This is a genomic window from Bifidobacterium sp. LH_450 (assembly GCF_056356715.1).
On sequence record NZ_JBKEUU010000001.1, the window covers coordinates 95,850 to 107,339 of the forward strand.

At 65.8% G+C, this 11,490-nt stretch carries 10 protein-coding genes; 5 read left to right on the forward strand and 5 right to left on the reverse strand.

The features are described from left to right. The first annotated feature begins 30 nt into the window (after positions 1-30). From pyrF to pyrE, 4 genes are all read left to right on the forward strand, one after another. Positions 31-1,008 carry an orotidine-5'-phosphate decarboxylase gene (gene pyrF / locus AC1AXT_RS00465; RefSeq protein ID WP_476539712.1) on the forward strand — a complete coding sequence of 326 codons (978 nt, stop codon included), beginning with the start codon at positions 31-33 and terminating at the stop codon, positions 1,006-1,008. A gap of 70 nt (positions 1,009-1,078) precedes the next feature. After that, positions 1,079-1,888 carry a dihydroorotate dehydrogenase electron transfer subunit gene (locus tag AC1AXT_RS00470; protein ID WP_476539713.1) on the forward strand — a complete coding sequence of 270 codons (810 nt, stop codon included), beginning with the start codon at positions 1,079-1,081 and terminating at the stop codon, positions 1,886-1,888. Positions 1,889-1,919: 31 nt separating this feature from the next. After that, complete coding sequence (locus tag AC1AXT_RS00475; RefSeq protein WP_476539715.1) at positions 1,920-2,909, forward strand: dihydroorotate dehydrogenase; 990 nt, start codon at positions 1,920-1,922, stop codon at positions 2,907-2,909. 93 nt (positions 2,910-3,002) lie between these two features. Then, complete coding sequence (gene pyrE, locus AC1AXT_RS00480; protein ID WP_476539716.1) at positions 3,003-3,701, forward strand: orotate phosphoribosyltransferase; 699 nt, start codon at positions 3,003-3,005, stop codon at positions 3,699-3,701. A gap of 89 nt (positions 3,702-3,790) precedes the next feature. Here pyrE and AC1AXT_RS00485 read toward each other — a convergent pair whose 3' ends face one another. Then, positions 3,791-4,714, reverse strand: coding sequence for a LysR family transcriptional regulator (locus AC1AXT_RS00485; RefSeq protein WP_476539718.1), 924 nt, complete (start codon positions 4,712-4,714; stop codon positions 3,791-3,793). 118 nt (positions 4,715-4,832) lie between these two features. Then, complete coding sequence (locus tag AC1AXT_RS00490) at positions 4,833-5,465, reverse strand: HAD family hydrolase (RefSeq protein ID WP_476539720.1); 633 nt, start codon at positions 5,463-5,465, stop codon at positions 4,833-4,835. Positions 5,466-5,931: 466 nt separating this feature from the next. Here AC1AXT_RS00490 and AC1AXT_RS00495 point away from each other — a divergent pair, with 466 nt between their 5' ends. Beyond that, positions 5,932-6,456 (forward strand): GNAT family N-acetyltransferase, encoded by a 525-nt coding sequence (locus AC1AXT_RS00495; RefSeq protein ID WP_476539722.1) that lies wholly within the window; start codon positions 5,932-5,934, stop codon positions 6,454-6,456. A gap of 185 nt (positions 6,457-6,641) precedes the next feature. Here the strand turns inward: AC1AXT_RS00495 and AC1AXT_RS00500 are convergent, their stop codons facing one another. From AC1AXT_RS00500 to AC1AXT_RS00510, 3 genes are all read right to left on the reverse strand, one after another. Continuing rightward, complete coding sequence (locus AC1AXT_RS00500) at positions 6,642-8,420, reverse strand: FAD-dependent oxidoreductase (RefSeq protein WP_476562529.1); 1,779 nt, start codon at positions 8,418-8,420, stop codon at positions 6,642-6,644. Positions 8,421-8,440: 20 nt separating this feature from the next. Further along, positions 8,441-9,004 carry a redoxin domain-containing protein gene (locus tag AC1AXT_RS00505; RefSeq protein ID WP_476539724.1) on the reverse strand — a complete coding sequence of 188 codons (564 nt, stop codon included), beginning with the start codon at positions 9,002-9,004 and terminating at the stop codon, positions 8,441-8,443. A 134-nt stretch (positions 9,005-9,138) separates the two neighbouring features. Next, the gene (locus AC1AXT_RS00510; protein ID WP_476539726.1) at positions 9,139-11,367 is read right to left on the reverse strand and encodes a DUF2207 family protein; all 2,229 of its coding nucleotides are present in this window, start codon (positions 11,365-11,367) and stop codon (positions 9,139-9,141) included. Positions 11,368-11,490 lie beyond the last annotated feature (123 nt).

Sequence of the window (11,490 nt, forward strand, 5' to 3'; positions counted from 1 at the left end):
GCAGCGCAACATTGAACGAGAAAGGGACTGATGGACAGGCTCATCGAGGCCATCGAGGCCAAGCAGAACCCCAGCGTCGTCGGGCTCGACCCCACCGAGGCGCTCATTCCTGCGCAGGTGCTGGACGCCTACGCGGCCGAAGCGGCCGACGAAGTGGACGATCCGGCCGATGCCGGCGTCGCGGGCATCGCGGCGGCCTATTTCGAAACCAACCGGGCGATCATCGACGCCATCGCCGACATCGTGCCCGCGGTCAAGCCGCAGATCGCGATGTACGAGGCGCTCGGGCCGGCCGGCATCGACGCGTACGCCATGACCTGCGAATACGCGCAGTCGTGCGGCCTGTACGTCATCGGCGACGCCAAGCGCGGCGACATCGGCTCGACGGCGGCCGCCTACGCCACGCATCTGTCGGGCCTGCAGGGCCGCGCGGGACAGGCCGCGGGTGACGGTGCCGACGCATGGCATGAGGACGCGCTGACCGTGAATCCGTACCTGGGTTCCGACGGCATCGACCCGTTCCTCGACGCGGCGGCGGAGGCCGACAAGGACGCGTTCATCCTCGTGCGCACCTCGAATCCGTCCAGCGCGCAGATCCAGGAGCTTGAGCTGGCCGGCGGCGAGCCGCTCTACCGGCATGTCGGCGCGCTCGTGGAGGAATGGGGCGCCGGCAGCGTCGGGCGCTTCGGCTACAGCCGCGCCGGCGCCGTCGTCGGCGCGACGCATCCGCAAGAAGGCGCCGAGCTGCGCGCCGCGATGCCGCATACGTTCTTCCTGGTCCCCGGCTACGGGGCGCAGGGCGGCACGGCGGCCAGCGTCGCCGGCATGTTCGACCGCAACGGCTCCGGCGCCATCGTCAACTCGTCGCGCGGCATCACCGGCGCCTGGAGGAACGGCGGACGCTACAGTGAGTCGATGGATGCGGCCGCCGCGCTCGGCCTGGTCGCCGACGCCGCGCGCGGCGCGGCGATCGCGATGCGCGACGACCTGCGCGCGGTGATGCCGTAGCGCGACGGCAGCCGAATCTTATCCAGCAACGAAACGATTACCCACCCAAGGTACGAAAGCAGAGGAATCCATGACAGCAACGTTCACGCCAACGGTTGCCGAAGCGTGTGCAGCGGGGTTCGTCCCCGGGCGCCGCAGCGTCGAAATCGTCGACAACCGGCAGCTCGCCGACGCCGTGTGGCGCCTGACGTTCCGCGACGCCTACACGGCCAGCCATGCCCGGCCGGCGCAATTCGTGAACCTCTATTCGCCCGATCCGCTCAGGATGAGCCCGCGCCCGTTCGGCGTCGCCGCGACGGACGGCGACCTCGTCAGCGTCATCTTCGCCGTCGTCGGCAGCGGCACCGAAGCGTTCAGCGCGCTGCGGGCAGGCGACCATGTCGACATGCTCGGGCCCCTCGGCAAGCCGTTCAATCTCAAGGAATCCGGCGACTACCTGCTCGTTGGCGGCGGCCTGGGCATCCCGCCGCTGCTCAAGGCGGCGCAGGCGCTGCACGAACGCGACGACGCCACCGCCACCGCCGTCTTCGGCTACCGCGACCGGCATTTCGCCGATGGATTCGCCGAGCCGCTGTGCGAGGCCGTCCACTCGATCGACGAGTCGGAAGGCAACGTGCTGACGATCCTCGAGCAGGAAGGGTTCGCCGCCGGACGCGACGGACGGCCGGTGACGGTGCTGTCGTGCGGGCCGCTGCCGATGATGAAGGCGGTGGCCGCGTGGGCCGGCAAGCGCGGCCTGGCATGCCAGCTGAGCATGGAGCAGCGGATGGGCTGCGGCTACGGCACCTGCGTCGTATGCACGATCGACACGGCAAGCGGGCGGCAGAAGGTGTGCGTCGACGGGCCGGTGTTCACCGCGCAGCAGCTTGGATGGAACTGACGGCGGCAAGGAAAGGGATCTGGAAAAGGCAATGAACAACGCATACAACGCAACGGTCGGTCAGGAAGACGAGGCGCGCGCGGCCGCCGGAGCCGGGCTGTACGGGCCGTACGAATGGCACCATCCCACCGTCGTCGCCGGCGTGCCGTGGAAGAATCCTGTCGGCACCGCCTCCGGCACGTTCCAGCTGGCCGCATGCCGCTGGTTCTACGACGTCTCCGCACTCGGCGCCGTGTCGACGAAGGGCGTCTCCCCGGTGCCGTGGGAAGGCAATCCGGGCGTGCGCACCGCCGAATCGCCGGCCGGAACCGTCAACGCCGTCGGCCTGCAGAACCCCGGCGTCGACCATTACCTCGTCGACGAACTGCCCAAGCTCAAGGAGCTGGGCGCGACCGTCGTCACGAACGTCGCGGGCCATAGCGACGACGACTATGCCGAAGTGGTCGCCAAGCTCGCCGATTCGCCGGCCGACATGCTGGAAATCAACGTCAGCTGCCCGAACGTATCCGCCGGCGGCCTGTCGGTCGGCTCCGACCCGGTGGCGCTGTCGCGGCTGATCACGCGCCTGCGCAAGCTCACCGATAAGCCGATGGTCGTCAAGCTCACGCCGAACGTCACCGACATCGCCGCCATCGCGCGCGCGGCCGCCGAATCCGGCGCCGACGCGCTGAGCCTGATCAATACGCTGGTCGGCATGCGCATCGATATCCGCACCGGCGAGCCGATCATCGGCAACGTCACCGGCGGCGTGTCCGGCCCGGCCGTGTTCCCGGTCGGCCTGGCGTGCGTATGGAAGGTGCGCACCGCGCTGCCGGACATTCCGATCATCGGCATCGGCGGCATCGATTCGGGCGAGAAGGCGCTCGAATACCTGTATGCCGGCGCGAATGCCGTCGAGGTCGGCGGCGCCACGCTGACCGACCCGACCGCCCCGATCCGGGTGGCGCTCGAGCTGGAATCGCTGCTCGACGAACGGCCCGAGCTGGCCGAGAAGCTGGCGAAGGGCGACACCTGGCGCTGACGGCCCGGACGGTGCCGTTGGCGCGGGCGCCTCTGGCGGCGCGACGGTACCGGGCCCTGTTACGCTTGGAATTTGAGTAGAGAGGACGACCCCATGACCCGCAACCACGACCTTGACCGCCGCTTCACGAAGTTCCTGCTGGAATCCGGCGCGCTGAAATTCGGCGACTTCACGCTGAAATCCGGCCGCCGTTCGCCGTACTTCATCAACGCCGGCGCGTTCAACGACGGCACGAAGATCGCCACGCTGGGACGGTTCTACGCCGAAAAGATCGCGGCGGAGACGGAAGCCGGGAACCTTCCCGAAACGATCGGCACCGTGTTCGGCCCGGCATACAAGGGCATTCCGCTGGCGGTGGCCACGTCGGCGGCGATGGCCGCGGCAGGGCGCAACGTCGGCTATACGTTCGACCGCAAGGAGCGCAAGGACCACGGCGACGGCGGCATGATGGTCGGCACGCCGCTCGAGGACGGCATGAACGTGCTGCTCGTCGACGACGTGATGACGGCCGGCACCGCCGTGCGCGAAGTCGTGCCCAAGCTCAAGGCCGAGGCCGACGTCAACATCGTCGGGCTCGTGCTGTCGGTCGACCGCATGGAGAAGACGGCGGACAGCGACAAGTCGGCCATCGCCGCGGTGGAGGAGGAGTTCGGGTTCCCCGTCTTCGCCATCGCCAACGTGCTGGAGATCTTCGCCGCCGGACGCCTGCTGATGACGCCGTCGTGCGAGCCGTACGTGTCCGACGAAATCGCCGACGCCGCCGAAGAATACCTCGAGCAGTACGGCGCATAGGCGCGAAACGGAGCCGGTCCGGAAGCGGGGTGCCTAGCGACGCGCGCCCGGACCGCCGTTGTTCGCGGCCGCTGCCGACGGCCGGGCCGTTACGAAATGATGCTATAGCCGTGTCCGGCCACGACGTCGCGGAGCCGTTCGATATAGGTCTGCGCCGCCTTCGAAAGCTTCGTGCGTTCGCTGGTGATCCAGCCGACCAGCATCGTCTCGTCGGTGTCGAGCGGCACCGTCACGATCTTCTCGTTGTTCAGGTCGCCGTTGTCGATGCCGGTGCACACCGTATAGCCGTCGAGGCCGATGATGAAGTTCAGTATCGTCGCGCGGTCGGTGACGTTGATCTGCTTGGGGGAGTAGTCCGGCCACACGGCTTCCTCGGCGAAGAAGAAGCTGCCTTCCTCGCCCTGCTCGTACTGGATGAACGGGTAGGGCTTGAGGTCTTCCATCGTCACCTTGCGCTTCGCGGCGAGCGGGTTCGTGCGCGACAGGAACACGTGCAGCGGCGCGCGGAACAGCGGATGGAACTCGAGGTGCTTTTCGCGCAGCATCTTGTTGATGACGTCCTTGTTGAAGCGGGACGTATAGATGATGCCGACGTCGCTGCGCATGTTCGCCACCGAATTGATGATGTCCTTCGTGCGCGTCTCGCGGATCGTGAACTCGTATTCGTCGGACTTGATCGAGTTGATCATGTCGACGAACGCCTCGACGGCGAACATGTAGTGCTGCGTGGAGACGGTGCACAGCTGCTTGCGCGGCTTCGCGTTCTTGTAGCGTTCCTCGAGCAGCGCCGCCTGGTCGAGCACCTGGCGTGCGTAGGTGAGGAATTCAGCGCCGTCGACGGTCAGCGCGATGCCCTGCGAACTGCGCTTGAAGATCTCGATGCCCAGCTCGTTCTCCAGTTCCTTGACGGAGGAGCTCAGCGCCGGCTGGGAGACGTACAGTTCGTGCGACGCTTCGTTCATCGAACCGCACTCGACGATCTTGACGATATATTTCAGCTGAAGGAGCGTCATAAATCTTCCTTATACCTAGCGTTTGTTTTCCAAAGATTGGTTATAACCAAGATACAGCGCGCCCGGCAGCGCCGCGAAACGCGCTGTTTACAATGCGGGCAACGGGAAAACAGCGCCGCTAGAGCGCGACGCCGAACTGTGCGAGCTGTTCGCGGGCGTGCTGCGGCGTCGTGAAGCGCGCGGCGTTCCAGCCGACGGCGCGCGCGCCCTCGACGTTCTTCGCGGTGTCGTCGAAGAACAGCGTCGAGGCCGGCTCGAGCGAGAAGCGGCGCTGCGCGAGTTCATAGATGTCGGCGTTCGGCTTGCGCAGCTTCTCGACGCCGGACACGACGGTGCCGCCAAGGTAGCGTTCCAGCTGAGGGAAACGCTCGAAGGCGAAATGGAACGTTTCGCCCGACCAGTTCGTCAGGCCCCACAGGCGCAGTCCGGCGGCCTCGAGGTCGCGCAGCAGCTCCTCGGCGCCGGGAACGAGCCGGGGGAGCGCGTCGCCGTAGCGCTCGATGTAGTCTCGGAACACGTCGGCAATGTCCGGACCCTGCTCGCGCGCGACGATGGGCAGCACGTCGGCGAGGAGCATGCCGCCGTCCATCCAGTCCTCGTAGCGGAAGAAGCCGAGGGGGTCGTCGTCGGCGCAGATCCGGTCGACGAGCTCGTCCGGGTACCTTCCTTCCAGCGCGGCGCGGCATTGCCAGTCGACCAGCACTCCGCAGAAGTCGAAGACGATATCGGTGATCGGCGCGGTAGGTGCCATGCGGGTGCCCTTTCTCATCCGGTGCCGGCGCCCAGTCGTTGACGGCCGCCGCTGCTGGTTGCATTGCCGCGGATTCCAGCGTTGCTGGTCTTCTCGCACGGCATTGCCCAGTCTACCGGCAGCCTTCCCGAGGAACCGGCTTCCCGCAATCCCGCTTTTCCCTGGCTCCGGTTCCCCAACACGCCGTGACGGGAGGAACCGGACCTTGCAATCCCGGCCTTTCCTTGGCGCCGGTTCCTCAACACGCCGGCAGGGGAGGAACCGGACCCAGGAATCTTGAAAACCGACGGGTCGGGTTCCCCGACACGCCGCGCGCGGAGGAACCGGACAAGGCAGTCGCATCCCGTTGCGAAAACGCTGGCCTTGGCACGCCGCGGTGTGGTAGCTTGGCTGTTCAGAACGTGTGGCGCCGCGCACGGCCGCAACGGCCTGCGCCGAGCCGCCACGGTAAGGGGAGCGCAATCCAATGAACATCTACGAAGGGGTGCCGGCAGCCCAGACCGCCGACTTCACGATCCGCCTGGTGCGCCGCGCCGACGCCGCCGACCTTGCGGAAACGTACGGCGACACCGCCGCGGTGGCGCTGATGAACGACGACAACTGCGATTTCGGCTTCTACATGCCCGGCGTCGAGCAGATGGAGCAGACCATCGACTACTGGCTCGACCATTACCGCCAGCGCAATTTCGTGCGTTTCGCCGTCGTTTCGAAGTCGGCCGGCAAGACGGTGGGGACATTGGAAGGATTCGGCGGCGATACCGGCGTGCTGCGCATCGACATCAACGGCGCCTACGAAAACGCCGCGTCGATCCGCCAGCTGCTCGACTTCGCCACGTCGACGTTCCGCGACTATTTCGGCAACGCGCGCCTCGTGACGAAGGCCGCTCCCGGCGCCGCGGAACGCCGCATGGCGCTGCGCGATGCCGGCTGGCAGTCCATCGATTCATACCGCGGCTACCCGCATTACTACGCGATTTCGGTAAGCCGTTAACGCCCATCCGCACACCGCGCCACCGCACGGTTCCGGAAACGGGAAGGCGCCCGCGCTGGAAGAAGATTCCAGGCGCGGGCGCTTTTTTGCCGTTCCTTCCCCGCCAATTTTCGGACATCCGCAATCCGCAGGCTGGCACGGAAGAGCAGGGGAGGGAAGCAGCCGTGAACGACGGCCCGGCTGGGTCAGCTGCTTTCGCCAGCCGCCCGGTCGATGGCGTCCAGCATCTGCGAAACGCCCTTGCGGCCGAATTCGATGAGCTGGTTGCCGTTGCGGTTGATGACGATCATCGGCACGCTCGTCACTTCGTACTGCTCCTTCAGCGCCGGGAAATGCGCGACGTCATAGGCTTCCGCACGCACGTTGCCGTTCAGCGCGGCGATGCGTTGCGCCGCCCGCACGCTTTCGGGGCACATCGTGCACGTCAGCGACACGAGCAGCATGACGTCCACCGGATCGGCGATGGCGCCGATGCGGGCTGCCTCCTCGTCGGAAATCGGCTGCCCGGGGCCGGCCGCGTTGTACATGCCGAGCACGAACGAGTTGAACTCGTGGCCCGACGGCACGCCATGGAACGCCAGTCCCGAGGGCTTGAGCTCGCCCATGTCGTCGAGCGTCATGATCCGCACCATCGGCGTAGCCTGCGGCAGCGGCTCGGCCGGATCGTAGGCGCCGCGTCCCTGCGCATCGAGGTCATGGCCACGCTTCGTGCGTACCGCGACCTTGCCGCCGGAGACCGAGGCGAGTTCGTCCATGAACGTTTCCAGCTGCACCGACAGCGGCGAATCGTCGAGCGTCAGTTCAAGCGTCACCGGCTGCGCCATGCGCCCGAACACCATGTCCAGCTGCTGGCGCACCGCGTCGTCGAAGCGGAACGCCTGCTCGGTGTCGCCGGCGCGGGCAGGCGCCGGGGCGGCCGTGGTATTCGCCGGCGCCGAGTTGCGCTCGATCGCTTCGCGGTTCTGGTAGTTGGTTCCGGTCGGCCGCTCGGGCACGATGCCGGTGCGCTTCGAAGCGCTGGCCGCGTAGCGTTCCAGCTCGGTGGCGGCGAGCGCGCCGTCCGCCGTCGCCGTCACGACCTGGCGCAAGGGCTTCTCGCGCAAATCGCCGGCGGCATAGATTCCCGGCACGTTCGTTTCCAGCGTCGGCGACGTAACGACGTAGCCATTGCCGTCCAGTTCGACAAGATTTTTCACCAGCCCCGTCTGCGGCGCATAGCCGGCGAAGACGAACACGCCGAACGTCGCGCCGTCAGCCGGCTTCCATTCGTAAGTCTCGCCGGTCTTGTCGTCGCGGATCAGCGCGCTGGACAGGCCAGCGTTGCCGGCCGTCACCTTGAGCAGCTCGGTGTTGTAGCGGATGTCGATCTTAGGGTCGTCCTTGGCTTTCTGGGCGACGTTGGCCGCGCAGGTGAAGTCCGGCTCGCGCACCAGCATCGTCACCTTCGAGGCGAACCGGGTGAGGAACACGGCTTCCTCGGCCGCCGCGTAGCCGCCGCCGATGACGAGCACTTCGCGGCCGGTGTAGAATTCGCCGTCGCAGGTCGCGCAGTAGGCCACGCCGCGCCCGGCGTATTCACTTTCGCCTTCGAAGCCGACGTGGCGGGGAGCGGCGCCCATGGCGAGCACGATGCCGAAGGCCCTGAAGTCGCCGGCCGACGTATGCACCGTCTTGACGGCGCCGTCGTCATCCGGGGAAACCTCGATGCCGGTGGCGTCCGCCACCTTGAGTTCGGCGCCGAAGTCGATGGCCTGCTGGCGCATCGTGCCGGTCAGCTTCGCCCCGTCGGTGTTGAGCACGCCGGGGTAGTTGACGACTTCCGCGGTGATGGTGATCGCGCCGCCGAAATCGCCCTTCTCCAGCACGAGCACGCGGTAGCGGGCGCGCGCCAGGTACATGCCGGCGGTCAGGCCCGCAGGGCCGCCGCCGATGACGATGACGTCGTACATATTGTCTGCGCTCATATCAGCCATCCGCTTCCGAATCAGAGCTGGCCGACGAGGTCGAGGCTCGGCTCCAGCGTTTCGTCGCCCGGCTGCCACTTGGCCGGGCAGACCTGGTCGGAATGCTCGCGCACGAACTGGCTGGCCTTGACGCGGCGCAGGATTTCGGCGGCGTCGCGCCCGACGTTGCTGGACAGCACTTCGTAGGCGACGACCTTGCCGTCCGGGTCGATGATGAAGTCGCCGCGTTCGGCGTCGCCGGTCTCCTCGTTGTACGTTTCGAGGTCGCGCGCCAGCTTGGCGGTGCGGTCGGCGAGCATCGGGTACTGGATCTTGCCGATTTTCTCGTTCGCGTCATGCCACGCCTTGTGCACCCACTGCGAGTCGGTCGACACCGAGTAGATGTTGCAGCCGGCCTTCTGGAACTCGTCGTAGTGATCCGCGAGGTCCTCGAGCTCGGTGGGGCATACGAAGCTGAAATCGGCAGGGTAGAAGAACAGCACCGACCAGTGGCCCAGCAGGTCCTCCTTGCTGACGGTATCGAGCTTGCCGTTGTCGTAGGCAGGCACGGTGAAGTCGGTGAGTTCGTGGTTGAGCAGGTTCATGATGCGCTCCTTCGTGACGGGGAACCTTCCGCCACCCACCCTAGACGACGTTTCGCGGTGCGCGCACGCTTTTGCGCGCAATGGGGAACGTTTTGTGAACAATCCCACAGCGCGCTAGTGATACGCGTCACAGCCTACCGGCCGCCAAAGGAACCGCCTCCACCGCCGCCGCTGGAACCGCCATAGCCTCCGCTGGAACTCGAGAAGGACCCCGATGAGCCCGACGAAGAAGACGAAGATGGCTCGCGCACGGAAGCGATATAGGTAGCGTGCAGGTTCTTCCCCAGGCTGGCAAGCGAACCGTCGAATGCGCTGGCGCCTACGGGAGCGCCTGCGCCGACGCGCGCCGCGGAGCGGTACCCGGAACGCATGCGATGCCTGTCGTCGGGATCGCGCTTCCACAGGAGCTCTTCACGCATGGACCAGTAGACCAGCGATTCCTCCTGCGCATGCGCGTCGAGCCATTGCGCATCGGCCATCTGCGGATATGCGCGCGCGAGCTGCCGCATGGCTTCGCCCGAGATGCCCAATGCCGTCGCATACACCAGGTATTCGCCCCATCTGGCAAGGTCGAGAGGCCCACGGTCGCTAAAGTCGCTGAAATCCTCAAGGTAGTTCTTCAGCCCCTGCAGCTGGCGCGAGCAGGCGTCGCCTGCTTCCGAGAGCACTGTATCAGGGGTGAGCATCACGGCAAACACGCTGCAGAACATCATCGGCAATGCCGTTACGGCCGCCAGCCACAGGTTCTGGATGACGAGGGCGTAGACGAACGACGCGATTGCCACCAGCACCTCGACGGTGGCCCAGCCATTGTATCCATAGCTCTTCGTGGCATGCAGCTCCTTGAATGCCTCTTCGGACTCGTTGTAGAACTTGTTGAGCTTAGGGACCAGAGGGCCTTTCCAGCCGCCTTTGGCGGCACTCTGGTTGAGCATCTCCAGATCGAAGACGGGGCAGCCGAACGACTGCGAAGCCGCCTTCAGGAAATCAAGCGCGGCGCAAGCCGGTCCGTCGAGCCCCTCATGACAGCCGGCGTCAAAGGCCCCGGGCAACACGACGATCGTGCTGGTTGCCTGAACGGTGTCCTTGTTGGCGCTGTCGGCGCCGATCATGCGGGCAAGCGACGCGGCATCCGGGTGTGCCAGATTGAAGCCGGCATACAGGCGCGCCGGTCCCGGATAGATGGCGATGAGCCTGCAATTGGCCAGATACATGAGCGTCGCCGATAGCTGGCGGCTGTGCACGTCGCCTTGGTCCGCGCCGTCGGTGAAGCCGTTCAGCGCCGCGGCCGCCGCAGGGCTGAAATCCGGAGCCGAACGCCAGTACCCCGAGTCTTTGGGGGCGCGCTGCAAACGCAAGCCCTTCCAGGCACGGCGGATGGCAAGGACGGACAGCAGCACCGCCACCAGCGTCATCGTGATCCAGATAAGGACGTTGCGCACGACGGCATCGCGCTGCTGTCTGCGCCACTGGGATTCCGCCTCGTTTTCTTCGTCAAGAGTCGCCTGCTTGGTCGCCGTGCTGGCCTGCCGGGCCGTATCAGGCGCCATGGTCTTGTCGAACATGACGAGCAGGTCCACATAATCTCCGCTTTTCACGTCATCCGCAGTGAATTCCAGTTCCCCTTCGGGCCCCCTATGCGTTTGCGAAACGCCTTCGTAGTGCAGGAATCCCCACGAATCGTCGTCATCAGCCGCCTGGGGGAAGCGCACGGTTCCGGTCAGCATTCCTACCGGAATGCGATTCGCTTTCGCGACAGGTTCCCACATGAATTTCGCAACATCGGCATAGTCGGTGACGAGATTCTCGAATACCATCGTCACTGCGAACCGCCTGCTCTCCGCACTGGTGGTCGCCGGGATGTTCCAGCCTACCTCCACCTGCTTCGTGGCAGCCCGCTCTCCGGGAACCGTGACCGGTAGCCCATCCGTTTGGGGATCGAAGGGGAGCGGATCGTCGTCGCCTTCGCTGACGTCGGCGATATACCAATGCCCCGCATAGTCATCATCCCACTCTTCATAGGAAATGCCGCTAGGCGATTGAGGCGCGATCTGCGTATACTCTTCGCCGCTGTCAAGATCGGTGACGCTGATGCCTGAAATATTCGTCACCTGCGCCGAATCCAGCGTGTACTGCTGGTACAGCTGGCGCCACCGCTCATCGTTGCCGCGTGCGTTGAGCTTCATATCGATGGTCTGCGTAATCGCCACGTCGCCATCGCCCTGAATGGCGACGTCATAATCCAGCGTCCGGTAGAACAGTTCGGGTTCATCGGCACCGCATGTCAGCGCAATGGCTATGACGGCGACAATGACCACGGCCCCGACGCCATACGACGCTGCCGTGCGGATTCGCCTGTCCATAACGGCTCCTTACCTTGCCAACCATGTTCGCTCTTAGAGGATATTGTGGCACGGCGCAGGGGGCTTTGGAGGGCCATAGGCGCCGGAAAACGTCGCCCGTTGCGCATTTGGGCCTCATGTCCC